Source organism: Chryseobacterium sp. ISL-6, assembly GCF_018613715.1.
GTDB lineage: Bacteria > Bacteroidota > Bacteroidia > Flavobacteriales > Weeksellaceae > Chryseobacterium > Chryseobacterium paludis.
In genome coordinates this window covers 528,870-553,162 of sequence record NZ_JAGGPT010000006.1, presented here as the reverse complement: position 1 = coordinate 553,162, position 24,293 = coordinate 528,870, and the positions used below count along the sequence as shown (strand labels likewise).

The window sequence follows — 24,293 nt, the reverse complement described above, 5'->3', positions numbered from 1 at the left end:
ATGAGTATGAAAAATTTAATCCTTTTATTGCTAATATTTTGTCTTCCTTTTAGCTGTTCTTCACAAGATAAATCTAAGACTGACAAAGAAAAGTCTGAAATAAAACCATCAAAGAATGACGATGGGGAATGGGATATTGATGTATTAGATACCCAATATGATTATTTTTTAAGCGCTATTGCAAAACCAATGAACCAATATTCGGAGTCTTATTTGAAATCTAGAAATATAAATCTGGTAAGTGAGTGGAATTCCTACTTCAGTTCCGGAAAATATAGAAATGTAATTGAATCATCAATTAGCTATGATCCACGAGAAAATTACGGATTAAAGTTTGAATATAAATTGTATCAGGTTTTTGCCTACGTCAACTGGAAATATGGAATAAGAATGAATGGACTTAGTGGCAGTGATGTCACACGATTTTAATAAAAAAGGTTCAGAAAATTCTGAACCTTTTTTATTTTATAATAATTGAAAATTATTTATTGAATAATTCTTCAACTTTATCCCAGTTTACTACACTGAAGAATGCTGAAACATAATCAGGTCTTCTGTTTTGATAGTTTAAATAATAAGCATGCTCCCAAACATCTAATCCTAAAACAGGAGTTCCTTTAACATCTGCAACAGGCATTAGTGGGTTGTCTTGATTTGGTGTAGAAGATACAGAAACCGATCCGTCTCCGTTTTTAATCAACCAAGCCCATCCAGAACCAAATCTTGTTTTAGCAGCATCAGAAAAATCAGTTTTAAATTTCTCAAGACCACCATAATTATCAATTGCAGCCTTTACATTTCCTACAGGTTCTTTGCTTCCGCCAGGTGTTAAAATCTCCCAGAATAAAGAGTGGTTAAAATGACCACCTCCATTATTTCTTACTGCAGGCTTATCAGTCCCTGTTTGGCAGATTTCTTCAATTGTTTTTCCAGCAAGCTCAGTTCCTTCAATTGCTTTATTTAAATTATCTATATAAGCTTGGTGGTGCTTTGTATAGTGAATTTCCATAGTTTTTGCATCAATAGTTGGCTCTAATGCATCATATGCATATCCTAGTTTTGGTAATTCAAATGACATATTTTTTATTTTTAATGTTATATTTCAAAGTTAGCCAATAATTGACCGATTATCAAAAATAGCGGATTATTTTAATAAATCTTTAACATTGACAGATTAGATTCAAATAGTACTATTTGAAAGTAAAAAGCACAGATTTTAAAATCTGTGCTTTTTATTTAACAATATTAAATTAATCTATCTATTCATAGACATCAGGAATTCTTCATTATTAAGAGTTCCTTTGATATTTTTATTCACGAATTCCATAGCTTCCACAGGATTCATTTCAGAAAGATACTTTCTAAAGATCCACATTCTCTGAGAAGTTACTTCATCAAGAAGTAAATCATCTCTTCTTGTGCTTGAAGATACCAAATCAATTGCTGGATAAATTCTTCGGTTCGCTATTTTTCGATCTAATTGAAGTTCCATGTTACCTGTACCTTTAAATTCTTCAAAGATAACTTCATCCATTTTTGAACCAGTATCAATAAGAGCTGTAGCAATGATAGTCAAAGAACCTCCGTTTTCAATTTTTCTAGCCGCTCCAAAGAATCTTTTCGGCTTGTGTAAAGCGTTAGCATCCACCCCTCCTGAAAGAACTTTTCCTGAAGCTGGTGTAACGGTATTATATGCTCTTGCTAATCTTGTAATTGAGTCTAATAAAATGACCACATCGTGTCCGCATTCAACCATTCTCTGAGCTTTAGCTAACACAAGGTTGGCCACCTTTACATGCTTTTCTGCCGCTTCATCAAATGTAGAAGCAATTACTTCTGCATTTACACTTCTTTCCATATCCGTAACCTCCTCAGGACGCTCATCGATAAGGAGAACCATCATATACACTTCCGGGTGATTGGCAGCGATGGAATTAGCAATATCTTTAAGCAACATTGTTTTACCCGTTTTAGGCTGTGCAACAATCATTGCTCTCTGTCCTTTCCCAATTGGTGCAAATAGATCTACAATTCTTGTGGAAATAGTAGAATTGCTACCTGTAAGATTAAATTTCTCTTCAGGGAAAAGAGGTGTTAAATATTCAAAAGCAACACGGTCTTTAATAAATGCTAAATCACGACCATTAACTTCCGTTGGCTTTAATAATGAGAAATACTTCTCACCTTCTTTTGGAAGTCTTACAATACCTTTTACAGTATCCCCTGTTTTTAATCCAAAATTTCTGATCTGTGCCGTTGAAACATACACATCATCAGGAGAAGAAATATAACTAAAATCTGAAGAACGCAAGAATCCGTAATTATCTGGTAAAATCTCTAGAACTCCTTCGATACTAACCATTCCATCAAAATGGAATTCTTTTTTAGATTCGTGGTGCTCTTCCTTATCAGAATGTCTGTTTTGATTCTGATTTTGGTTTTGATTCGGGTTCTGGTTCTGGTTTTGATTTTTGTGAGGATTTCCACTGTTTTGTGGATGATTGTGTGTTTTTTGAGGTCTTGCCTGATGTTGAGGATTATTAGGCTTTTCTTCTGTTGAAACAGGCTCTTGAGTTTCTGTATTTCCAGGAATTTCTGTTTTTTCCTGAACAGCAGTTTCTGTTGTATTGTTATTAGGAAGTACTCTTTTCCTTTTTTTCTTTGCCTGGGATGAAGCAGAATTTTCTTCTGTTGCCGAAGATATAACTTCTTCCTGTTTTGGTGTTTCAGAGACAACTTGTTTTTCTTCTATTTTATCATCAGCAATTGGTGTTGTTTCTGTTGGTGCTGTAACCTCCGTTTTAGGTTTTGCTGTCCTCTTAGGGGCAGCTTTCTTGGCAGGAGCAGGAGCCTTAATTTCTTTCTCCACCGTTTTATCTTCAGCAGTTATACTGGTTTCTGTGGTGTTGAAATAATCTTTTGTAACTTTAGGGTTAGAAGCTTGAAAATCAAGAACAGCAAAAATTTTATCATTTTCAGTGCTGTTTCTTGCAACTTTAACGCCCAAATCTCTTAAGATTTTAGTCAATTCCGTTACGGATTTTGACCTTAACGTTTCAATGTTAAACATATGTATGTAAAAATGTAATTAATTGTGAGTAAGAAAAGTAAGTCCGGCGACTTTTGTTTTCAAGTACATTGTATAATGCAAATCTACACTTATTTTTGAATTGTGCAAAATTTATGTTATTTTTGCCAAGAATTTAATGTTCAATGCTACAAAGAATACAAACTATATGGACTTTTCTGGCAGTTTTAGCTGCTGTTTTTCTTTTCATCACAGGACAAGATGTTGCTATTTTTGGCAATATACCTGTTATAGATAGTGCATCTATTGTACTTGTTTTGGTTGGATTACTAAGTGTATTCAGCTTTAAAAACAGAAAAAGACAAATTTTGCTGAACACAATCAGCATCATTATAAACGCTTTGTTGATTGGTGTATTGATTTACTGGTTACTAAACTTATCCGGAGGAATTCAATTTCCTGAGAAGGGTATTGAGCCTGTTTTTCCGTTGATCGCGATTATTTGTTTGTTCATTTCAAACATTTATATCCGTAAAGATGAGAGGCTCGTGAAATCTGTAGACAGACTTCGATAACCTTACAACGATTTTTTGAGTAGAACAGCTTCTTTTTGGAGCTGTTTTTTTTATTTCAAATTCTTTAAAGGCTTAATTTTTAGATGCTATTCTTTATTTTCCATAAATTTATTTTTATATCGATGCAACATTTTAAATAAATCTGCGACATATAGATCTATAAAATTATGATTCCAATGAAAAAAATAACTTACCTCGCTTTCTCGTTTTTCTCAGTAATAACTTTTGCTCAGGAAGTTTCAAAAGAAAGAATCAATACTGTTATTTCAACACTATCGTCAGATGAAATGAAGGGCCGAGAAATAGGAACAGTTGAGAATGACAATGCCGCGAATTATATTGCCAAACTTTTTAAAGAAAATAATCTTGAATACTGCACAGGAAACTCTTACCTTATTCCTTTTGATTATAAGGGAAAGACAGTTTATAATGTATGTGGAGTTAAAAAAGGGAAAACCGATAAATATCTGGGTTTCTCGGGACATTTTGATCATATAGGAACAAACAACAAAAGCGGCGACAATATTTATAATGGAGCTGACGACGATGCAAGTGGAATAACAACTCTTGTAGGAATTGCAGATTATTTTAGAAATAAAAAACCTGAATTCTCTATGCTTTTTATGGCTTTTAATGGAGAGGAAAAAGGAATGCTGGGTTCTCAAGCAATTTCAAAGGACAAAAATCTAGATCCTATTTACAACAATTTGTATGCTCTTTTCAATTTTGAAATGGTAGCAACAGAGTCGGAGTTTGGGAAAAATGCTCTTTTTATGACTGGAGACGAATTTTCTGATCTTGATGAATTATTTAATCAAAATGCAGCAGAAGGTTTAAAAATACATCCTGATCCTTATGCAGCAGAACAGTTGTTCTACAGGTCGGACAACGTAAGTTTTGTAAAAAAGAAAATCATTGCCCATTCTATTTCTACAGCTGATATGAGTAAAATAAAACATTATCATCAGGTAAATGATGATGTAAATGTTGTTGACTTTGATAACCTTACTCAAATCATTAATAATTTTGGAAAGACTTTGGATAAATTAAGTCCTAAAAATTTCGCTCCGAAGTATAACGATAAAGTAAAATTTAATTAAGAACGTCTACTCTTTTAAATTTACGTAATTTTGCTTTTCCAATTTTTTCATTAAATGAACGAATATATAAAAATATTAAAATTCGCAAAACCCCATCAGAAATACATTTACGGAAGTTTATTTTTCAACATCATGTATTCTGTATTTCAAATAGCTTCGCTAGGGACTATTTTACCGGTTTTGGGAATGCTTTTCGGCACTATAAAACCTGAAAAATATGAATCAGCTCCTGTTTATTCGGGAGATATTATTGATTTCTTCTCTTACTTAAAAGATTACTCCAATTACTACGTGCAAAGTCTGGTAACCAATTACGGTTCACTGAAAGTTCTTGCATGGCTTTGTATCATTACTGCTTTTATGTTTCTTTTGAGAAATGCATTCCGGTATTTCGGATCTTTTCTTTTAATTAATTACCGTGTAGGGGTTACTAAAGATCTTCGTGGTGCTATGTACCGCAAAATACTTTCTTTACCTGTTTCGTTTTTTACTGAAAGCCGAAAGGGTGACCTTATGTCCCGTATGTCAAATGATGTGGGTGAAGTTGAGGGGAATATTTTAGGCAGTTTGATCGAACTGATCAATGCACCATTTATGTTGATCAGTACTTTGGTTACTTTATTCTTCTTAAGCCCCGAAATGACACTTTTCTCTTTATTGGTTTTACCCGTAATGGGAACAATGATCGCTTTGGTAGGGAAAAGTCTAAAAAAGGATTCTCATGAAGCTCAGCACGAAATGGGAACCATTTTTTCCATTGTAGATGAGACTCTGAAATCATCAAAGGTGATCAAGATCTTTAATGCTGAAAAAATAATGGACAGTAGATTCATGCAATCGATGAACAAATGGATATCCAGCTCAATAAGCCTAGGTAGAAAGAAGGAATTGGCATCACCAATGAGCGAATTTCTGGGATCAATCACCTTTTTGATCATCGCATGGTATGGAGGAAAACAGATCATTGTTGAACAAAGCATTTCGCCAGCCGATTTCTTAGTTTTCTTAGGAATGTTCTTCCAGATACTACCTCCGGCAAAGAGCTTATCAACAGCTATCTCTAACGTTCAGAAAGGAGAAGCTTCTTTACAAAGAGTATTGGAAATTCTTGATGCAGACGTTAAAATTGAAGAAGTGGCTGAGCCTGTTTCAATATCTACTCTTCAAAATAACATCCATTTCAAAGACATCGGATTTTATTATGATAAAGATAATTTAATTCTTAAAAACTTTAATTTAACGATTCCGAAAGGAAAAACTGTTGCATTAGTCGGACAAAGCGGAAGTGGAAAAACAACAATTGCCAATCTTTTAGCAAGATTCTATGATGTTTCTGAAGGTGAAATTTTAATTGATAACACTAACATTAAGCATTTAAAACTACAGGAGTATAGGAAACTTTTAGGAATGGTAACACAGGAATCTGTATTATTTAATGATTCGGTTTACAATAATATTCTGATGGGGAAACCTGAAGCAACCAAGGAAGAAGTTATAGCAGCGGCTAAGGTGGCCAACGCGGACACTTTTATCACACAGCTTCCAAATGGTTATGACACCAATATTGGAGACGATGGTGGTAAATTATCCGGAGGACAAAAACAAAGGGTTTCTATTGCCAGAGCGGTTCTTAAAAACCCACCGATTATGATTTTAGATGAAGCTACTTCAGCTTTAGATACGGAATCTGAAAAATTCGTTCAGGATGCTCTTGAGAAAATGATGGAAAACAGAACATCATTAGTCATTGCACACAGACTTTCAACTATACAGAAAGCCGACTGGATCGTAGTGATGGAAAAAGGTGATATTGTAGAACAAGGAAGCCACCATGATCTGATTGCAAAGAGAGGTGTTTATCACAAATTAGTTGAGCTTCAAAATTTTGATTAAATCCTTTTAAATTAATTTTTAAAATGAATCCCATACAAGAGTATTTCTACAGAATTGAAGAACCTGATAGAAGTACTCTTTTGTATTTACGGAAAAAGATATTGGAATCTGATCTGGAGAACATTACAGAAACACTGAGCTTTGGATTACCTTTTTTCAAATACAAAAAGAAGATGCTTTGTTATTTATATTATAGTAAAAAATATAAAAAGCACTACATCAGTTTTTATCACGGGGACCGATTGAACGCCCCGGAGTTGATCCAGGAAGGCAGAAAGAAGTTTAAAATCCTTTTAATTGATATGGAAGAGGATTTACCTGTTGAACTTATTTTAAACCTTATTAATGAAGTAAAACAGCTCATTAGAGTATAAACTAGTAGAGTTGATTACTTAACAAGGTCTATAGTAGCTAAAAACTGTATACTCAATGATTAAAACAAATGCTGCCATTTGTAATTAATAATAAAAAAAGCCACTTCTTTTTGAAACGGCTCTCTTATATATTTTTCAATTGAATTATTCCTTCATTTTTGCGATCACATCAATACCTCCTTTCGTTATATCTCCAATCTTACAAATGATCTCTGTATCTAGAGGCAGGAAAACATCCATTCTTGAACCGAATTTAATAAAACCAAATTCATGACCTGCCTTTGCCTGATCTCCTTCATTGCAGTAGAAAACAATTCTTCTTGCTACATATCCCGCAATTTGTCTAAATACCACTTTATGATTTGTTAAACTTTCAATAGCAATAGTTGTTCTTTCATTTTCTGTAGAAGATTTTTCGTGCCATGCCACTAAGTATTTTCCTGGATGGTATTTTTTATAAATTACCTCTCCTGAAACAGGATATCTACAGATGTGGACATTCAAAGGAGACATGAAAATGGAAACCTGAATTGCTTTTCCTTTAATAAATTCTGTTTCGTCAACTTCTTTAATCATTACTACTTTCCCGTCTACCGGAGCAATTACATTCTCTTTATGATCAAGAATCTCACGGTTAGGAACTCTGAAAAACCAAAATACTAAACTGTAAATAATGAGTAAAGGCATAATGATCAAAAGCGACCACATTTTAAGAAAATAAATCGCTAAAGCACCAATTATAATGAAAAGTATTGTTGCTACTGTAATCGTTCCTTTTGATTCTCTATGTAATTTCATGAGTCTAAATAAATTTTTCTAAAATAAAGTACAAATATACGACAGGAACGCAGATTAAAAAACTATCCAGCCTATCTAATACACCACCGTGTCCCGGAATGATGTTTCCACTATCTTTAACACCAAAATTTCTTTTGAGCTGGCTTTCTACTAAATCCCCTAAAGGAGCAAAAGAAGCCACTAAGAATCCAACAACCATCCAGTTTCCACGGAGATCATGTTGATATTTTTCAATAAAATAAGATAGAACTAAGGTTAAGATTACACCTCCTGCGTAGCCTTCCCAGGTTTTCTTAGGAGATATTTTAGGCGCCATTTTATGTTTTCCAAAAAACTTTCCTGTGAGATAGGCAAAGGTATCGCTGCTCCAGATTAAAATAAAGAGAAACAACACTTCTAAAGAGAACTTATCATCATAACTGGAATACTTCGGAAGACCAAGAGCAAAACTAAAAGGCAAAGCCACGTAAATGACCGTAAAAATCAATTTACCACTGTCGAAATATAATTCGGTAGGATATTTAAATAAAGTAACCACAGCAATTGCTATTAAAGACAGGGCTAATATTTCACTTAATCTAAAATCAAAAAAGAAATCATGGTAAAAATATCTCTTCGAGAACATATAAAAGATAATCATAACAACCGGAAATACGATCCATTTTTCATATCCTTTTCCAAACTTCATGATCTTTACACACTCCCACGATCCAACCACCATTAAAAATGTGATCAATCCATAATATAGATATTGCTGTTTAACGAGATCCGGAGAAATGCTATTGATCAGTTGGGCTCCGAGTGGAGTTACGCATAGGATAATAATTGCCACGTAAACAATACCCGAAATTGTTCTTTGAATGAGGTTTTTGTCCAAAATGTATAATTTAGAAAATTGATGCTTAATCTTCAAGCAGCAATAAAAACAGTTTTGTGTTAGAATTAGAAGAGGTATCTAATTTTGATTGACTTCCGCTAATTGAGGTTAGGTTTTTAATATTACCATTCCTTTTTATTTTCCCCATTGCATCATTAAGATTATTTACAATCTGCGAAACATTAGCCATGATAATAATTTTATTAGGCAATCTCGAAGAATGGTAATGAAGAATATTATTATGCGACAGCATGATCCTTCCATCATAAGCAATAAGATACTCACAGGTAATAAATGCCGCATCATTGGAATGTTCCAATTCTGAAGTGCAGGGAGTTTTCACAACAGTCAAAAAATTCTGAAGTTCCTTATCCCAGCAGAACATATTGTGAATACCTTCAATTTTAATAATTTGATTTAAAGTTTGTAGAGCCTCCGCTTCGTCTGCACAATAATTAAAAAAACCACCCGAATGCGTAAATAACTGCGCAAACTTATAGTCGAGATCCGCATTTTTTAGCGAATCCCCAAGCTTCTCCAAACTCTGGCTATCATCTTCCTCAGGTTGGTTGGTTAGTTTGATTACAATTCTTTTAAATAAACTCAACTTATGTTTTTTTAGTCAACTTTATACAAAAATAGAAAATAAATTATAATAGATTCTAAAAATGTAGCTTTAAATATGAAAAAACCTGGCAATTTTGAAATTACCAGGTTTTATTTCTTTTATTTTTTAAGGATTTAAAGTTGAGTCGGACTCTCAGGAGCCTGAATTTCACTTTCTTCCTCTTTTTCCTTTAATAATGGAATGGTATTCGTTACAGGTCTCTCTGTTAATTCAGGGTCCCATGCTCTCTTTCCGAATATTTCCTCTAAATCTTCACGGAAGATCACTTCTTTTTCCAAAAGTTTACCTGCCAAAGCATCTAGTTTATCCTTATTATCAGCAAGAATCTGCACTGCTCTTAGATATTGATTTTCAATAATTGATTTTATTTCAACATCAATTTTATTTGCTGTCTCTTCAGAATAAGGTTTTCCGAAATTATACTCAGATTGCCCTGAGCTGTCATAATAAGAAATATTACCAATATTTGGGCTTAATCCGTAGATCGTAACCATTGCCTGAGCTCTTTTCGTTACAGTTTCAAGATCAGAAAGTGCACCTGTTGAAATATTGTTAAATATTACTTGCTCTGCTGCTCTACCTCCTAATGTAGCACACATTTCGTCTAACATCTGTTCTGTAGTAGTAAGCTGTCTTTCTTCCGGAAGATACCAAGCTGCTCCTAAAGAACGTCCTCTTGGAACAATCGTTACTTTTAAAAGTGGTGACGCATGCTCAACCAGCCAAGAAATTGTAGCGTGACCTGCTTCATGGTAAGCCACTCTTTTCTTTTCAGAAGGCTTGATAGCCATGTTTTTCTTCTCAAGTCCACCGATGATTCTGTCTACAGCATCAAGAAAATCTTGTTTTGTAACTGATGTATGACTATTTCTTGCTGCGATAAGTGCTGCTTCATTACAAACATTTGCAATATCAGCTCCACTGAATCCTGGTGTCTGTTTTGCTAAGAAGTCTCTATCTACATTTTCATCCAATTTGATCTTCTTTAAATGAACATCAAAAATTTCTCTTCTTTCATGTAATTCCGGAAGATCCACATAGATCGAACGGTCAAAACGTCCTGCTCTCATCAAGGCTTTATCTAAGATATCCGCTCTATTGGTCGCAGCCATTACAATTACATTTACATCCGTTCCGAAACCATCCATTTCAGTAAGAAGCTGATTCAGGGTATTTTCTCTCTCATCGTTACCTCCTGAGAAATTATTCTTCCCTCTGGCACGTCCGATTGCATCAATCTCATCGATGAAGATAATTGCTGGTGACTTCGCTTTTGCCTGGGCAAATAGATCTCTCACTCTTGATGCACCTACTCCAACAAACATTTCCACAAAGTCAGAACCGGAAAGTGAAAAGAAAGGAACTTTTGCTTCTCCTGCTACTGCTTTAGCCAATAAAGTTTTACCTGTTCCCGGAGGACCTACCAATAGAACTCCTTTTGGAATTTTACCTCCAAGTCTTGTATATTTTTCAGAATTTTTCAAGAAATCTACAACTTCCTGTACTTCTTCTTTGGCGCCTTCTAATCCTGCAACATCTTTAAATGTTACCTGAATTCTTTCTTTTTCATCAAAAAGCTTTGCTTTGGATTTACCAATAGAGAAGATTTGTCCTCCAGGTCCTCCGCCACCCCCCATCTTTCTGAAAAGAAGGAAATAGAATAATCCCAAAATAGCAATCCATATCAATGCTGAAAATAAAATATCCATAAAAGGATTTTTACCTGCACCATAATCTTTTGTGGTCTTGATAGTCGCATTATCTGCTCTTATCTGATCAAATTTTTGAAGGAAAAGCTGTAGGTCTCCATATTTTACAGTGTAATCTGCTTTAGGAGCCATTTCGAATGCTGATAACGGATTGTTTTCTTTGGCGGTCTTACTCACCATAGCCGTTTTAGCAGCCTGAGTCAGGAATACATCAGCCTTTTCAGTGTCTTTATATATAATAATATTCTGAACTTTTCCCGATTGCATTTCTCTGAAGAAACCATCTTCATCGATAGCTTTTGCACTGTTGTCTCCTAAAAAATTGGATCCAAAAAATAACAAAAGTGCTATGATTGCAATTGGAAAAAACCAGTTAAATCCTTTATTGTTCATTTATACTTTTTAAAATTAAATTTCATTTTCAATTTTGGTAATTTTAGCATCACCCCACAATTCCTCAATATCATAGTACTCCCGTACCTGTTTTTGGAATATGTGAACAACTACTGTTACGTAATCTACCAAAACCCACATTGCGTTATCAGTTCCCTCGACATGCCAAGGTCTATCCTGAAGTTCGTTTCTCACTTTCTTCTCTACACTTCCTGCTAATGCAGAAACTTGTGTGTTTGAGTTTCCACTACATATTACAAACGTTTCTGCCACTGAGTTTTCAATGTTGGAAAGATCGAAGATCATAATGTCTTCTCCTTTTACATCTTGGATAGCTTCAACGATTTTATCTATTAATTCTTGCTTTTCTACTGTCTTATTCATTAAAAAAATACTATAATCTGCAAATTTATTGTTTTTTCTTTACTTTAGCCTTACTTTTAACCCTTTAAAGTCTTAAAGTTTTCTTAATGGCTCAACTATTCTATCTAAAAGAGTGTTCTTCTACTAATGACGAAATTTCAAAGTTTTTACTTTACGAAAATTCAGATTTTATTGCTTTACATACATTTAACCAAACTAAAGGCCGCGGTCAATACGGAAATACATGGTCTTCCATAGCTGAAAAAAATCTCGCATACACACTAGCTGTAGGCACTAATCATTTCAAGCTCACGGATTTTATGTTCAATTATTATACCGCAATTGTTATCAGGGATTTCCTTGCCAATATGACTGAAAGTGATGTAAAGATAAAATGGCCCAATGATATTATTCTTAAAAGTAAGAAAATAGTAGGGATATTGATCGAAAAGAAAAAAATTAATCAAAAAAATTATTTCATCATTGGAGCAGGAATAAATATTCTTCAGGAGAAGTTTGATGAAATTTCCAATGCTGGTTCACTTCTAACGCTGACAGGCAGAAAATTTGATCTTGAGGAATTCACTTTAAAGCTACATGATTTCCTGGTTGAAAAACTGAATAATATTCCTTCAGAGGGAGAAATAATGAAACAATTCAATCAAAATCTATTTAGAAAAGATGAAATTTCTGTTTTCGAGATCGACAAAAAGAGACAAAATGGCATCATAAAATTCTCCGATGAAAAGGGAGAAATCTGGATCGAACTGGAAGAAGGTATACGTTCTTTTTACCACAAAGAAATTAAGCTTCTCTATTGATTTGCTCTTCTCAGATACAGATATAACGCAATAGGTAAAAAGATAAGATTCGGAAACCACATAGCCAGTGCTGGAGACATACTTTTATTTTCCGAGACTACCTTTAATGCTTCAAATGAAAACACAAAAATAAAGGCAAGAGAGATCCCAATTGCTAAATTAATTCCAAGACCACCTCTTTTCTTTTGTGAGGAAAGAGAAAGCGCTAAAAACGTCAGAATAACAATAGAAATAGGCATTGAAGTCCTTTGATACAATTCATTCAAGTGGGTATTCAGATTACTGTTTCCTTTTTCTTTTTCCCGCTGAATAAATTTCAAAAGTTCTGGAGTTGTTTTATTTTGTCCTAATAACTCATTTGGAAAGAGCTCTTCCGGAGCATGGCCATAGCTTTTTCTTAATTCGGGTCCATTCGCTAGTTTTTCAGAATTATTTTTATTGATGGTTTTCTCGGCGTAGTTATTCAAAACAAATTGTTTTTTGGGTACATCCCAATATACGTCAGATGCCTTTAGTTCATAAAGCATCCTTCTGTCTTTATCAAATTTCTGAAATATAAAACCGGAACCTCTCCTTTCTCTCTTATTCCATGAATTGATAAAAATATATTCTGTTCTGCTAAGCTGTGCCGTAACAGGAGCCGTTCCTAAGACCTTTTCTTTATTTGCTGCGTTGTATGTATATGCCTCAAGCTCATTCTTCTTAATATTTGCCCAGGGCAACACAAAATGATTGATTGCAAGAGACAGAAATGCAATAAACAATGAGGTCAACAAATATGGTTTTGCAAAACGGTGAAAGCTGGCACCACTACTGATAACAGCAACAATTTCAGTATTATTTGCCATTCTGGAGGTAAAATAAATTACCGAAATAAATACCAAAATAGACAAAAATGTCATGACCAGGTTGATGATCCAGAACGGATAAAAATGGACAAGAAAATAGGTTAAATTTAATTTAGCATCAATAGCCGTTGCATTTTCAATCCTTGGGATCTTCTGCTGGACATCGATTACTAAAACAACTATAGACAACAATATGAGCATGAAACCAAAAGTTCCAAGATATTTTTTTATGATATATCTATCTATAATTGTAAACATAATCTTCTTTTATAATCTTTGTCTAAGAATAGGATCAACTGATTTTTTCCACTCATAGAAATCGCCAGCAATAATATGTTCTCTCGCAACTTTTACCAAATCTAAATAAAAAGCTAAATTATGAATGGATGCTATCTGCTTTCCAAGGTATTCTTTTGAAACAAACAAATGGCGGACATATGCTTTTGAATATTCTTTATCTACAAAACTTGTCCCAAACTCATCTAAAGGCGAAAAATCTTTCTTCCACTTTTCGTTTTTTAGATTCATTACTCCCTGCCATGTAAAGAGCATAGCATTTCTTGCATTTCTTGTAGGCATTACACAATCCATCATATCGATTCCTAATCCAATCGATTCCAAAATATTCCATGGAGTACCAACTCCCATCAGATATCTGGGTTTTTCTTTAGGTAGAATATCTGTTACCTCATCTGTGATCCTGTACATTTCTTCCTCTGGTTCTCCTACAGAAAGACCACCGATTGCATTTCCTTCCGCTCCTGCTTCCGAGATAACCTCAGCGGAAATTTTTCTTAAATCAGAATATGTAGACCCCTGGACAATAGGGAAAAACCTTTGTTTATGACCGTATAGTTCAGGATTTTTTTCATTCCAGTCAATGCATCTTTTTAACCAGCGGTGTGTCATTTCCATGGACGCTTTTACCTGGTTATACTCACTAGGATAAGCAACACATTCGTCAAAAGCCATAAAAATATCTGCCCCGATCTGCCTTTGGATCTCCATTGATTTTTCAGGCGTAAAAAGATGATAGCTTCCGTCGATATGAGATTTAAATTTCACTCCTTCTTCAGACATTTTTCTGCTTCCTGAAAGTGAAAACACCTGAAAACCGCCTGAATCCGTAAGAATAGGAAGATCCCAATTCATGAATTTATGAAGCCCTCCTGCTTCGTGCATGACATCCATTGTTGGACGAAGATATAGGTGGTATGTGTTCCCTAATATAATTTGGGCTTTTATGTCTTCTTTTAATTCTCTTTGGTGAACCGTTTTTACACTCGCAACAGTTCCTACCGGCATAAAAATAGGCGTCTGAACTTTACCGTGATCGGTAGTAAGTTCTCCGGCTCTAGCTTTCCCCTCAGAGGTTTTTTCTATATTAAAAAATTTCATTCTTCTGTTTTATTAATTCATTGCCACTGGTTTTTACATTACCAACTGGTGCGCTTTCTACATTTAAATTAGTTTGACAAAGTGGGAAGATTTTTATTCTTCTTTAGTTTATCATTTACATATTTATCCGCTTTAGGATCTTTTTTTAGTATTATCTTCTGTGCTTCATCAGCAATATCAGTCATCTTTTGTTCGACAACATAATATTTAAAACTTTCTACAAAGTCATCGGCTTTTACATTGTGGGTCTTAAGAACATATCTTGTTCCACTCTCTAAATTCGTATTCTGAAACATAAAAGTTGCCTGATCATTGATTGCAAGATCAGCCAGTATTTCAGACATTTTATCTTTGGAAACAAGATTCTTAGGTGTATCAACGTATTTCTTACAAGAAAATACAAACATCAAAACAAAAAGAAAAATCAATTTTTTCATAATCTGTTAATTAATGATTTCCATTTTAAATTTAAAACACCAAAAACGGCCTCATGAATAATTCCGCCATTCATTTTACTTTCTCCTAAAATTCTATTGGTAAAAATAATAGGTACTTCTACAATTTTGAAGCCTTTTTTAAAAGTTCTGAATTTCATTTCAATTTGAAAACCATAACCTTTTAACCTTACATTCTCCAAATCGATATTTTCCAAAACCTTTTTCGAAAAACAGACAAATCCAGCTGTAGTGTCATGAATAGGCAGTCCTAAAATAAATCTTACATATTTGGATGCAAAATAGGAAAGCAATACCCTTCCCATTGGCCAGTTTACGACATTTACTCCTTTTGAATAACGCGAACCAATTGCCATATCTGCGTTTAAGCAAGCTTCATATAATTTGGGTAGATCATTTGGATTATGAGAAAAATCTGCATCCATTTCAAAAATATAATCATAATTATTTTGAAGTGCCCATTTAAACCCATGAATATAAGCTTTCCCTAAGCCGTCTTTTACATGCCTTATTGAAAGGTGAAGACCATGAGAAAATCTTCTTTGCAGATCTTTTACAATTTCTGCCGTTCCGTCAGGAGAGGAGTCATCTACAACAAGAATATGAAAGTCTTCTTCCAATGCAAAAACTTTGGAAATAATATTTTCAATATTTTCCTTTTCGTTATAAGTTGGAATGATGACGAGTTTTTTCATTTCAGTTTGCAAAGATAGTTTATTTAACCTTTTTATTTTATACAAAATATTCTATAATTTTGCAAAAAACAATCGGTTGCTATTATCACAAAATTTCGTAAACCATGTAAGGATTCCTGAGAACAATGATTGGGTGATCTTTATATTGCTGGGCTGCATATTTTTATATCTTTTTATGATTAATATCGTAGAAAGAGGCGCCAATCTAAAAGATTTTCTGCTTCAAAAATATTTTGATGCCAGTAATAATTTAGCTAGCTGGATCATCACATCCTGTGTAATCACACTTACTTTAGCAGTATTATTATCACAATACATTCCAGTTGTCCCTAAATATATTGCCGATTTACAAGTATTGGGGTATCAAATGAATAAATTTGGATATTGTTTATCAGCAATCAGTCTTTTTTATTTAACAAAATCTACTTTAGGCTTTTTATTTTATCAAAGTATAGGAGACACAAAAAAATGGCTGATTTTTTACTTTACCTCCACTAAATTTTATTTCATTCTTTCATTTTTATTAATAATTCTGTGTGTTACCCATTATTATTTCCCAATTGACAGAAATAAAATATTTTTTTACTATTTAGCATTCTTTTCTTTTGTGTTTATTTTTAAGGTTTTTTTCTATTTATTTCACAAGAACAACATCTTACCTGAAAAATGGTATTATAAATTTTTGTATATTTGCACCCTCCAAATAGCGCCATTATTGTTGCTTTGGAAATTGTTATTTTTTTAATAAAAGTCAATGATGAGAATAAAGTCTATATTGGTTTCTCAACCAGCGCCTAGTGAGTCTTCTCCATACCTGGATATAGCGAAGAAGGAAAAAATAAAGATTGATTTCCGTCCGTTCATCCACGTAGAGGGAGTTGACAATAAAGAACTTAGAACACAAAAAATAGATCTAACGCAGTATACTGGCATTATCTTTACCAGTAAGAATGCGATAGACCATTACTTTAGACTAGCTGAAGAACTGCGTTTTGCTGTTCCGGATACGATGCGATACATCTGCCAGTCTGAAGCGATTGCTAACTATCTTCAAAAACACATCGTCTACAGGAAGAGAAAAATCAGCTTTGGGGAGAAAAACTTCTCAGATCTATTACCTCTTTTCAAAAAATTTCCAACTGAGAAATATCTATTACCGTCTTCAGACGTTTTAAGTCCGGATACGATTAAGACACTTGACACTGCAAATATTGACTGGACAAGAGCAATCATGTACAGAACGGTATGCAGTAATCTAAGCGATATCAATATTAAAGATTATGATATGTTGATATTCTTCAGTCCACAAGGAATTAAATCGTTACAGATGAATTTTGAAGATTTCAAACAAGATGAGACCAAGATCGCCGTCTTTGGAAATACTACTTTAAATGCAGCTGAAGAAGCGGGATTAAGAGTAGATGTAATGGCTCCTACCAAGGAAACACCATCCATGACCATGGCACTTGAAAAATATATTAAAAGCCTTCATAAGTAGTTTTTAATATCACATAAAATATAGCCGTCTTTCAATAAAAGGGAAGATGGCTTTTTTTTAATTAAATTTGAACAAAAATTAATATTGAATAAAATGTCTGCATATATTTTTCAAAGTGAAAGTATAAAATGATGCTCTTTCGAACCAATAAAAAATTAAAATACCCCGGATGAAAGCTCCCCAACCAAAAAAGATAGAAAAAATACTCGAAATACACGGCGATAAAAGGACAGACAATTATTTCTGGCTTAATGAAAGGGAGAATCCTGAAGTTATAAAATATATTGAAGAGGAAAATGCTTATTCAGACTTCATGATGAAGGAAACTGAAGATTTTCAGGAGGAGCTTTATGAAGAAATGAAATCCCGTTACAAAAAGGATGATGAATCTCTACCCTATTTTTTTAATGGGTATTGGTATATGGTTCGCTATGAAGAAGGAAAAGAATATCCTATTTTCTGTAGAAAATATAAGAGCCTGGAAAACCCTGAAGAGATTATTCTTGATGTCAACATCCTTGCAGAGGGAGAAAGCTTTTTCGAAGTTGGAAGTATTGCTGTAAGCCCCAATAATAAATTAGCTTCTTTTTCTTCCGACAATGTGGGACGAAGAATTTATTCGATCAATTTCAAAAATTTAGAAACTGGAGAAATTCTTTCAGATAAAATTGAAAACACAACAGGAAAAGGAGTTTGGGCCAATGATAACGAACACGTTTTTTACATCAGAAAGGATGAAAGTTTACGTGCATTTCAGGTATACAGACACAAACTGGGAACAGAGCCATCAGAAGACATTTTAATCTTCCATGAAAAGGACGATACGTTTGATGTCAATGTTTTCAAAACAAAATCTTTACAATACATTTTTATTGCGAGCTCCAGCACTATTTCTGATGAACATCGTTTTATTCCTTCCGACAATGTTTTTGCCGACTGGAAGATCATTCAGCCTAGAATAGATGATCTGGAATATTCAGTAGAGCATTATGAAGATGAATTTTACATCATCACCAATGCTGATGAAGCTTTCAATTTCAAAATTGTAAAAGCTAAAATCGACAATTGCGGAATGGAAAACTGGGTGGATGTAATTCCTCATCGGGCCGAAGTTTTACTGGAAGGTTTTGAAATATTTAAAGATTATCTTGTTCTTGAAGAAAGAGAGCAAGGTCTGTTACAGATAAAGATCATTGAAGAAAAAACCAAAGAATCTTACTATCTCCCATTTTCAGATCCTACCTATACCTCTTATATCGGCGTTAATTTAGAATTTGACACAGAGATTTTACGCTATGGCTACACTTCTTTAACACAGCCAAGTTCTACCTACGAATATAATATGAAAGACAAAACAACCATACTTCTGAAACAACAGGAAGTTTTGGGTGGAAAATTCTTCCCTGAAAATTATATTTCTGAAAGAATTTGGGCAGATTCCCGAGATGGAGAAGCAAAAATTCCCATTTCCCTGGTTTATCATAAAGACACCAAAAAATCTGAAAATACACCCTTACTATTATATGGATATGGAAGTTATGGACATACCGTAGATGCAAGTTTTTCTAATGTAAGACTTTCCATTTTAGATAGAGGTTTTATTTATGCCATCGCACATATCCGTGGTGGAGAATATTTAGGCAGAGAATGGTATGAAGATGGGAAAATGTTGTTTAAAAAGAATACATTCTTTGATTTTATAGATGCGGGGAAATATTTAATAAAGGAAAATTACACTTCATCTAACCATCTTTATGCGATGGGTGGAAGTGCCGGTGGATTATTAGTGGGAGCAGTTATTAACTACGAACCAACCTTATTTAATGGTATAGTTGCACAGGTTCCTTTCGTAGATGTTGTAACAACAATGCTGGATGAAACAATTCCTTTAACAACAGGGGAATATGATGAATGGGGTAATCCGAATGACAAAGAATATTATCATTATATGAAGGAATATTCTCCATATGACAATGTAGAAGCTAAAGATTATCCACATATGCTTGTCACAACAGGCTTGCATGATTCTCAAGTTCAATATTGGGAACCAGCCAAATGGACGGCAAAATTAAGAGAGCTGAAAACCAATGACAATCTTTTACTTTTTAAAACCGATATGAGTGCAGGACATGGCGGAGCGAGTGGAAGATTTGAATCACTTAAAGAAGATGCATTGGAATATGCATTTCTATTGAAATTAGAAAATAAAAAAGAATGATTAACGAATCCGAATATTGGAAAAAAATAGAACAGTTTTTTGAAGAGAATTTTGAGACTGAAAAAAATCCACCTATTGAAACAGTATTGTTTTTAATTGGTTTACAGGAATTGGGAAGTGGTCAGCAAAAATATTCAAAAGACGATAAATTAAATATCCTTCATATTGCTGTTTGCAGATTATTAGAACCGTTTGGTTATTATAAATTTACGCATTATGAAGATGGATGGCCACAGTTTGAAAAATTGGAGGATCTTCCGGAATTACGAACCAACGAACAGACATTGCTCATGAAAAAAGCAATTATTCAGTATTTTCAGGACGAAGAACTGATATAAAATGAAATGATAATATGACAATTTGAATTATTTTCATTATCATATTTTTTTTGCCTAAAATAATAGGGCGGGCTTAAGCCCGCCCTATTATTTTCTATTTTATTGTTGAAGATTTCAAATTGACTAATTAGCTTTAAGAATTTCTTCTAGCTGACTCAGCCCCATTTTAAAACCATCTTCAAAACCCATTTCAATTTGTTTTTTCATGGCATCCTGAGATGCAAAATGAATATTGACCGTCACTTTTGCACCCTCTTCTATTCCTGTAAATCCAACAAGCCATTGTGCTTGTGGAAAGTCTTGATTAATGTTTCCCTTGTCATCACAAAAAGCATCTACACCGTCAAAACTTCTATGCTCCATAATTTCTCCGTATTTCAATTGTCCATACATTCTTTCACCTTCAGGACCAACCATGGCATAATACCAAACTCCATTTTCTTTAAAATCCATGCTTACCGTTTCACAACTCCAAGGTTTTGGAGCCCACCATTGATCCAATAATTCAGATTTGGTAAAATAGTCCCACACTTTTGAAACATCAGCGTCATAGACTTTCATAACATAAACACTGTTCGAGTCAAAATCTTTGTTAAAAATGATACTTGATTCCATACGTAATTATTTTTAACAAACTTAGTTCTTTATTTGTAGGCAACGCTTTTCATATGACAAGTAATTTTTACGATTTATAAAAAAATGTTAAAAAACATAGTTTTAAGAAAAAAAATACAATTTTTTGGCTCGTTTTTTGTTTATGAAGTCTTAAAACAATTAATTTTAACATTCATCATTCCAAACAACTTAAAAAAAGATAATGAATAATAAGTTCATCCCAATAATTTCAGTGTTCATGACGATCTCACTGATTGTCTTTGTTACACTCCAATTTTATTGGCTGAAAGGATATTACGGTGCCCTGGAACAAGACTTTTCTAATAAAGTCTATTCAGCATTGGAAAACACTGCTAAAAACATCTCCGAAATTGAAGTTGAAAAGTACCTGAATGAGGATTTTAAAAATTTCAGGAAAAATGTCATTTCAAATAATAATCAGCCATCCCTGACTACGATTCAACAAGTTCAGGATTCCGGGACACAAAGACAGATTATTTATTCTAAAAATATCATTGAAAAAACTCAGCTCCCAATTTCTAAAAAAGGAGATTCTTTAAAACTTACTACATTATATACTGACGAAGCAGCTTATAAGCTGAAGAGAGATACCACTAACCGGGAACTCCTTACGACCGATATCAATCAGGATATAGAAAGCGGTGATTATTCGATGAAGGAGTTTGCTAAAGTATATGGAAACAATCTTCCTATTACTAAAAGAGTGGATGATAAGATATTGGACTCAGTTCTTACAAAGGAATTGAAGATGAAGGGTATTACCGCTAAATTTGGTTTTGGTGTTACGGATAAGAATAATACACTTACCACCGTTTTCAATAAGGTTTATAAAGAGAAAAAGGATAACAATACCTATAGCTACCCACTTTTTACAGATAAAAAAGAACGGACTTTATATAATCTGGCTTTAGTTTTTCCTAAAAAGGAATATTCATTAGCCATGAATAACTGGCCAATGCTTTTGGGAACTTTCCTTTCATTACTGACTATTTTAGGAATCTATATCATCTCTATCAATTATATGATGAGACAAAAGAAGCTTGCAGAAATAAAGACCGACTTCATCAATAATATGTCTCACGAGTTTAAGACTCCTTTAGCAACTATTTCAGTGGCTACAGATTCTTTAGCCAATGACAAAATTGCGACCAACCCTGAAAAAGTTAGATATTACTCAAGTCTTATAAAACAGGAAAACCTGAGGATGAAGAAACAGGTGGAAAATGTTCTTAATATGTCTAAACTGGAAAGAAATGAAGTTAATTTATTTTTGAAAGAAACCAATGTAAGAGAACTTATCAAAAAAACAACGGAGTCTTTCAATCTTATTGTAACCCAGAGAAACGGTTCTCTTACCCAAGAGTTCACTGCTGATAAGTACAATTTTAAAATTGATGAATTTCATATTTCAAATATGTTGGTGAATTTATTGGATAATGCCAATAAGTATTCTCCTGATACTCCTGATATCAAAATAAAAACAAGAAATGAAGGCAATTTCTATGTTATTGAGATCTCAGACAAAGGAATGGGAATGGAAACCCAGAACAAAACGAAAATTTTTGAAAAGTTTTTCAGAGAAGAAACAGGAAATATTCATAACGTAAAAGGACAAGGCCTAGGGCTTTCCTATGTTAAGAAAATTGTAGAACTGCATAAAGGTCAGATTATAGTAGAATCGAACAAAGGAGAAGGAAGCATATTTACTATAAAACTTCCAATGACCTAAAAGGGATAATTGGAATAAATAAAAGATAAACCAAATAACAAATATAACAGAAGAGAGAGTGAGGAAGTTCATTCTTATTATTAATTTTTAATTTTTAAAATTATGAGCAACAGAATATTATTAGTAGAAGACGATCAGAGTTTTGGAGCGGTATTGAAAGATTATTTAACGATAAATAATTTTGAAGTAACTCTTGCAACAGATGGAGAGCAGGGGCTAAAAGAATTCACAGAAAATGAATTTGATATCTGTATTTTCGATGTTATGATGCCTAAAAAAGATGGGTTCTCATTAGCGGAAGACGTAAAAAAGATTGATAAAAACACCCCGATCATTTTCTTGACTGCAAGAAATATGAGAGAAGATATTTTGAAAGGATATCAATTGGGGGCAGATGATTATATTACAAAACCTTTTGATACTGAATTGCTTTTATACAAAATCAAAGCAATCCTTCAAAGAAGTTCAACATTAGAAAATGAAGAACAGGAACAATTTAAAATCAGCAATATCTTCTTTGATTCTATGCTAAGACAATTAAGAGTGGGCGATAAAGAATATAAACTTTCTCCAAAGGAAAATGAATTGCTTAAGCTTCTTTGTATCCATAGAAATGATTTCATGCCTAGAGATCTGGCACTAAGAAAGATATGGAAGAAAGAGAACTACTTTACAGCAAGAAGTATGGACGTTTATATCGCTAAACTTCGTAAGCTTTTGAAAGATGATGAAGGATTGGAAATCATCAACGTACACGGAGAAGGATTCAGACTTTTGGTTAAGAATTAATTCCAAAATAAGATTATAAATATAAAATTAGCAAAACAATTGAAAATGTTTTGCTAATTTTGTTTCATACGATAGGATATGAAAAATACATTTTTAGGTCTTGCTGCTGTTTCAATACTTACAGTTTCTTGCAAAAAAGACGAAAGAGCAACCTATGTCAAAGAAGAAGCATCTGTTCAGCAACCGGCTGTTACTGTTAATAATACACCCAAAACTTCAATTTTAGATCAAGCAGGAATTAAAACCAATGCACAGTATACAGCTACGCCAGCTCCTACTGCAGTTACTGCTCCAGGCATGAATCCTCCTCACGGGCAACCGGGGCATCGATGTGATATTCCTGTAGGACAGCCTCTAAACAGCAAACCTGCTCCAACACAGGCTCAAGCTACTCAAAATGTTGTCGTTAATAAGAATGGATCACAAACTATTCAAATAGACCCTAATTCCTTACAACCGGGGAAATTCACGGTTGATAAAACTGGGAAAGCGGTAAAAACTGCTCCTGGCATGAATCCTCCACATGGACAACCGGGACACCGATGTGATATTCCTGTGGGACAGCCTTTAAACAGTAAACCTGCTCCGGCTGTACAACCAGTACAAAATGTCGTACAAAATACACCGGCTTCAACACCACAGCAAAGTTTGGCGAGCGGTGATAAACCAAAATTAAATCCTGCTCATGGAGAGCATTTCCATAATTGTTCTGTGAAAGTAGGTGATCCTTTACCATAATTTTTGTAATTTTGCCATTGTGAAGTTATTTCAGATCATAACCATCATTTTCTGCTTAGGGATCTTTTTGATTCCTAAAGATAACTTCGTTCTAAAGGCAGCTCAGGAAACATGTTGTAAAGCAGAGTCTAAAAAAGAAGACTGCTGTAAAAATCATCAGTCGAAATCAACTAAAGGTCACGAAAAATCAAAATCATCATGTAATGACGATTGCTGTTCGACCTGTGTAGCTTGTTTTTCATTCATAGAAACGCCTTTTTCTAAAGGTTTGCTTTTAGAAATATCTTATTACAAAGCGAATAAAAGACTACAATTTCAGTATTGTGATCCTCACCTTTCGGATCGTTTAAAAGAGATTTGGGAACCGCCCAAGCTAGCTTAATTAAATATAT

The 24,293-nt window shown here is 33.7% G+C and carries 26 protein-coding genes; 14 read left to right on the top strand and 12 right to left on the bottom strand.

What is annotated here, in order from left to right:
* The first annotated feature begins 6 nt into the window (after positions 1 to 6).
* Positions 7 to 429, top strand: a complete 423-nt coding sequence (locus J7E44_RS13380) for a DUF6146 family protein (RefSeq protein WP_214830594.1) — start codon at positions 7 to 9, stop codon at positions 427 to 429.
* Between the two features lie 52 nt (positions 430 to 481).
* Here J7E44_RS13380 and J7E44_RS13375 read toward each other — a convergent pair whose 3' ends face one another.
* Positions 482 to 1,078, bottom strand: coding sequence for a superoxide dismutase (locus J7E44_RS13375; protein ID WP_214830592.1), 597 nt, complete (start codon positions 1,076 to 1,078; stop codon positions 482 to 484).
* A gap of 177 nt (positions 1,079 to 1,255) precedes the next feature.
* Entirely contained in the window at positions 1,256 to 3,070 is a 1,815-nt protein-coding gene (gene rho, locus J7E44_RS13370) for a transcription termination factor Rho (protein ID WP_214830591.1), read from the bottom strand.
* 143 nt (positions 3,071 to 3,213) lie between these two features.
* Here rho and J7E44_RS13365 point away from each other — a divergent pair, with 143 nt between their 5' ends.
* The 4 genes from J7E44_RS13365 to J7E44_RS13350 all read left to right on the top strand — a co-directional run bounded on the left by J7E44_RS13365 (position 3,214) and on the right by J7E44_RS13350 (position 6,970).
* Positions 3,214 to 3,603, top strand: a complete 390-nt coding sequence (locus J7E44_RS13365; protein ID WP_214830589.1) for a DUF4293 family protein — start codon at positions 3,214 to 3,216, stop codon at positions 3,601 to 3,603.
* Between the two features lie 176 nt (positions 3,604 to 3,779).
* Positions 3,780 to 4,703 carry a M28 family peptidase gene (locus tag J7E44_RS13360; protein WP_214830588.1) on the top strand — a complete coding sequence of 308 codons (924 nt, stop codon included), beginning with the start codon at positions 3,780 to 3,782 and terminating at the stop codon, positions 4,701 to 4,703.
* Between the two features lie 54 nt (positions 4,704 to 4,757).
* The gene (locus J7E44_RS13355) at positions 4,758 to 6,596 is read left to right on the top strand and encodes an ABC transporter ATP-binding protein (RefSeq protein ID WP_214830586.1); all 1,839 of its coding nucleotides are present in this window, start codon (positions 4,758 to 4,760) and stop codon (positions 6,594 to 6,596) included.
* A gap of 23 nt (positions 6,597 to 6,619) precedes the next feature.
* Positions 6,620 to 6,970 carry a DUF1801 domain-containing protein gene (locus J7E44_RS13350; protein ID WP_214830576.1) on the top strand — a complete coding sequence of 117 codons (351 nt, stop codon included), beginning with the start codon at positions 6,620 to 6,622 and terminating at the stop codon, positions 6,968 to 6,970.
* 144 nt (positions 6,971 to 7,114) lie between these two features.
* On the opposite strand, the gene J7E44_RS13345 is transcribed toward J7E44_RS13350, so the two are convergent.
* From J7E44_RS13345 to rsfS, 5 genes are all read right to left on the bottom strand, one after another.
* Positions 7,115 to 7,768 carry a phosphatidylserine decarboxylase family protein gene (locus tag J7E44_RS13345; protein WP_214830573.1) on the bottom strand — a complete coding sequence of 218 codons (654 nt, stop codon included), beginning with the start codon at positions 7,766 to 7,768 and terminating at the stop codon, positions 7,115 to 7,117.
* A 4-nt stretch (positions 7,769 to 7,772) separates the two neighbouring features.
* Positions 7,773 to 8,645 (bottom strand): phosphatidate cytidylyltransferase, encoded by an 873-nt coding sequence (locus J7E44_RS13340; RefSeq protein ID WP_214830571.1) that lies wholly within the window; start codon positions 8,643 to 8,645, stop codon positions 7,773 to 7,775.
* Between the two features lie 25 nt (positions 8,646 to 8,670).
* Complete coding sequence (locus J7E44_RS13335; RefSeq protein WP_214830569.1) at positions 8,671 to 9,252, bottom strand: LUD domain-containing protein; 582 nt, start codon at positions 9,250 to 9,252, stop codon at positions 8,671 to 8,673.
* A gap of 134 nt (positions 9,253 to 9,386) precedes the next feature.
* The gene (gene ftsH, locus J7E44_RS13330; RefSeq protein ID WP_214830567.1) at positions 9,387 to 11,375 is read right to left on the bottom strand and encodes an ATP-dependent zinc metalloprotease FtsH; all 1,989 of its coding nucleotides are present in this window, start codon (positions 11,373 to 11,375) and stop codon (positions 9,387 to 9,389) included.
* A gap of 15 nt (positions 11,376 to 11,390) precedes the next feature.
* Entirely contained in the window at positions 11,391 to 11,759 is a 369-nt protein-coding gene (gene rsfS, locus J7E44_RS13325) for a ribosome silencing factor (protein ID WP_200242114.1), read from the bottom strand.
* A gap of 86 nt (positions 11,760 to 11,845) precedes the next feature.
* On the opposite strand from rsfS, the gene J7E44_RS13320 reads away from it, so the two are divergent.
* Entirely contained in the window at positions 11,846 to 12,559 is a 714-nt protein-coding gene (locus tag J7E44_RS13320; RefSeq protein ID WP_214830565.1) for a biotin--[acetyl-CoA-carboxylase] ligase, read from the top strand.
* Here the strand turns inward: J7E44_RS13320 and J7E44_RS13315 are convergent.
* From J7E44_RS13315 to J7E44_RS13300, 4 genes are all read right to left on the bottom strand, one after another.
* Positions 12,553 to 13,665, bottom strand: coding sequence for an LptF/LptG family permease (locus tag J7E44_RS13315; RefSeq protein ID WP_214830563.1), 1,113 nt, complete (start codon positions 13,663 to 13,665; stop codon positions 12,553 to 12,555). The two genes, J7E44_RS13320 and J7E44_RS13315, sit on opposite strands and share 7 nt — an antisense overlap.
* A 9-nt stretch (positions 13,666 to 13,674) precedes the next feature.
* Entirely contained in the window at positions 13,675 to 14,805 is a 1,131-nt protein-coding gene (gene tgt, locus J7E44_RS13310) for a tRNA guanosine(34) transglycosylase Tgt (protein WP_214830561.1), read from the bottom strand.
* Between the two features lie 68 nt (positions 14,806 to 14,873).
* Complete coding sequence (locus J7E44_RS13305) at positions 14,874 to 15,242, bottom strand: DUF4296 domain-containing protein (protein ID WP_214830559.1); 369 nt, start codon at positions 15,240 to 15,242, stop codon at positions 14,874 to 14,876.
* On the bottom strand, positions 15,239 to 15,955 hold the full coding sequence (locus J7E44_RS13300; protein ID WP_214830557.1) for a polyprenol monophosphomannose synthase: 717 nt from the start codon (positions 15,953 to 15,955) through the stop codon (positions 15,239 to 15,241). The genes J7E44_RS13305 and J7E44_RS13300 overlap by 4 nt, the downstream gene beginning before the upstream one ends.
* Here J7E44_RS13300 and J7E44_RS13295 point away from each other — a divergent pair.
* The 4 genes from J7E44_RS13295 to J7E44_RS13280 all read left to right on the top strand — a co-directional run bounded on the left by J7E44_RS13295 (position 15,936) and on the right by J7E44_RS13280 (position 20,009).
* A complete protein-coding gene (locus J7E44_RS13295) occupies positions 15,936 to 16,700 on the top strand; it encodes a DUF4271 domain-containing protein (RefSeq protein ID WP_315941733.1) in 765 nt (254 codons plus the stop codon). The two genes, J7E44_RS13300 and J7E44_RS13295, sit on opposite strands and share 20 nt — an antisense overlap.
* Before the next feature lie 12 nt (positions 16,701 to 16,712).
* Positions 16,713 to 17,453 carry a uroporphyrinogen-III synthase gene (locus J7E44_RS13290; RefSeq protein WP_214831314.1) on the top strand — a complete coding sequence of 247 codons (741 nt, stop codon included), beginning with the start codon at positions 16,713 to 16,715 and terminating at the stop codon, positions 17,451 to 17,453.
* 169 nt (positions 17,454 to 17,622) lie between these two features.
* The gene (locus J7E44_RS13285) at positions 17,623 to 19,671 is read left to right on the top strand and encodes a S9 family peptidase (RefSeq protein WP_214830552.1); all 2,049 of its coding nucleotides are present in this window, start codon (positions 17,623 to 17,625) and stop codon (positions 19,669 to 19,671) included.
* A complete protein-coding gene (locus tag J7E44_RS13280; RefSeq protein WP_214830550.1) occupies positions 19,668 to 20,009 on the top strand; it encodes a hypothetical protein in 342 nt (113 codons plus the stop codon). The genes J7E44_RS13285 and J7E44_RS13280 overlap by 4 nt, the downstream gene beginning before the upstream one ends.
* Before the next feature lie 123 nt (positions 20,010 to 20,132).
* Here J7E44_RS13280 and J7E44_RS13275 read toward each other — a convergent pair whose 3' ends face one another.
* On the bottom strand, positions 20,133 to 20,624 hold the full coding sequence (locus J7E44_RS13275) for an SRPBCC family protein (RefSeq protein WP_214830549.1): 492 nt from the start codon (positions 20,622 to 20,624) through the stop codon (positions 20,133 to 20,135).
* A gap of 202 nt (positions 20,625 to 20,826) precedes the next feature.
* On the opposite strand from J7E44_RS13275, the gene J7E44_RS13270 reads away from it, so the two are divergent.
* From J7E44_RS13270 to J7E44_RS13255, 4 genes are all read left to right on the top strand, one after another.
* A complete protein-coding gene (locus tag J7E44_RS13270) occupies positions 20,827 to 22,374 on the top strand; it encodes a sensor histidine kinase (RefSeq protein ID WP_214830547.1) in 1,548 nt (515 codons plus the stop codon).
* 102 nt (positions 22,375 to 22,476) lie between these two features.
* On the top strand, positions 22,477 to 23,163 hold the full coding sequence (locus J7E44_RS13265; RefSeq protein ID WP_007842513.1) for a response regulator transcription factor: 687 nt from the start codon (positions 22,477 to 22,479) through the stop codon (positions 23,161 to 23,163).
* 78 nt (positions 23,164 to 23,241) lie between these two features.
* Complete coding sequence (locus tag J7E44_RS13260; RefSeq protein ID WP_214830546.1) at positions 23,242 to 23,901, top strand: hypothetical protein; 660 nt, start codon at positions 23,242 to 23,244, stop codon at positions 23,899 to 23,901.
* A gap of 19 nt (positions 23,902 to 23,920) precedes the next feature.
* Complete coding sequence (locus J7E44_RS13255) at positions 23,921 to 24,283, top strand: hypothetical protein (protein WP_214830544.1); 363 nt, start codon at positions 23,921 to 23,923, stop codon at positions 24,281 to 24,283.
* Positions 24,284 to 24,293: the final 10 nt, after the last annotated feature.

Bases quoted from the DNA above. Each gene is read 5' to 3' on its own strand.
- J7E44_RS13380 (WP_214830594.1), top strand. From the start codon at position 7: ATGAAAAATTTAATCCTTTTATTGCTAATATTTTGTCTTCCTTTTAGC.
- J7E44_RS13375 (WP_214830592.1), bottom strand. From the start codon at position 1,078: ATGTCATTTGAATTACCAAAACTAGGATATGCATATGATGCATTAGAG.
- rho (WP_214830591.1), bottom strand. From the start codon at position 3,070: ATGTTTAACATTGAAACGTTAAGGTCAAAATCCGTAACGGAATTGACT.
- J7E44_RS13365 (WP_214830589.1), top strand. From the start codon at position 3,214: ATGCTACAAAGAATACAAACTATATGGACTTTTCTGGCAGTTTTAGCT.
- J7E44_RS13360 (WP_214830588.1), top strand. From the start codon at position 3,780: ATGAAAAAAATAACTTACCTCGCTTTCTCGTTTTTCTCAGTAATAACT.
- J7E44_RS13355 (WP_214830586.1), top strand. From the start codon at position 4,758: ATGAACGAATATATAAAAATATTAAAATTCGCAAAACCCCATCAGAAA.
- J7E44_RS13350 (WP_214830576.1), top strand. From the start codon at position 6,620: ATGAATCCCATACAAGAGTATTTCTACAGAATTGAAGAACCTGATAGA.
- J7E44_RS13345 (WP_214830573.1), bottom strand. From the start codon at position 7,768: ATGAAATTACATAGAGAATCAAAAGGAACGATTACAGTAGCAACAATA.
- ftsH (WP_214830567.1), bottom strand. From the start codon at position 11,375: ATGAACAATAAAGGATTTAACTGGTTTTTTCCAATTGCAATCATAGCA.
- rsfS (WP_200242114.1), bottom strand. From the start codon at position 11,759: ATGAATAAGACAGTAGAAAAGCAAGAATTAATAGATAAAATCGTTGAA.
- J7E44_RS13320 (WP_214830565.1), top strand. From the start codon at position 11,846: ATGGCTCAACTATTCTATCTAAAAGAGTGTTCTTCTACTAATGACGAA.
- J7E44_RS13315 (WP_214830563.1), bottom strand. From the start codon at position 13,665: ATGTTTACAATTATAGATAGATATATCATAAAAAAATATCTTGGAACT.
- tgt (WP_214830561.1), bottom strand. From the start codon at position 14,805: ATGAAATTTTTTAATATAGAAAAAACCTCTGAGGGGAAAGCTAGAGCC.
- J7E44_RS13305 (WP_214830559.1), bottom strand. From the start codon at position 15,242: ATGAAAAAATTGATTTTTCTTTTTGTTTTGATGTTTGTATTTTCTTGT.
- J7E44_RS13295 (WP_315941733.1), top strand. From the start codon at position 15,936: ATGATGACGAGTTTTTTCATTTCAGTTTGCAAAGATAGTTTATTTAAC.
- J7E44_RS13300 (WP_214830557.1), bottom strand. From the start codon at position 15,955: ATGAAAAAACTCGTCATCATTCCAACTTATAACGAAAAGGAAAATATT.
- J7E44_RS13290 (WP_214831314.1), top strand. From the start codon at position 16,713: ATGAGAATAAAGTCTATATTGGTTTCTCAACCAGCGCCTAGTGAGTCT.
- J7E44_RS13285 (WP_214830552.1), top strand. From the start codon at position 17,623: ATGAAAGCTCCCCAACCAAAAAAGATAGAAAAAATACTCGAAATACAC.
- J7E44_RS13280 (WP_214830550.1), top strand. From the start codon at position 19,668: ATGATTAACGAATCCGAATATTGGAAAAAAATAGAACAGTTTTTTGAA.
- J7E44_RS13275 (WP_214830549.1), bottom strand. From the start codon at position 20,624: ATGGAATCAAGTATCATTTTTAACAAAGATTTTGACTCGAACAGTGTT.
- J7E44_RS13270 (WP_214830547.1), top strand. From the start codon at position 20,827: ATGAATAATAAGTTCATCCCAATAATTTCAGTGTTCATGACGATCTCA.
- J7E44_RS13265 (WP_007842513.1), top strand. From the start codon at position 22,477: ATGAGCAACAGAATATTATTAGTAGAAGACGATCAGAGTTTTGGAGCG.
- J7E44_RS13260 (WP_214830546.1), top strand. From the start codon at position 23,242: ATGAAAAATACATTTTTAGGTCTTGCTGCTGTTTCAATACTTACAGTT.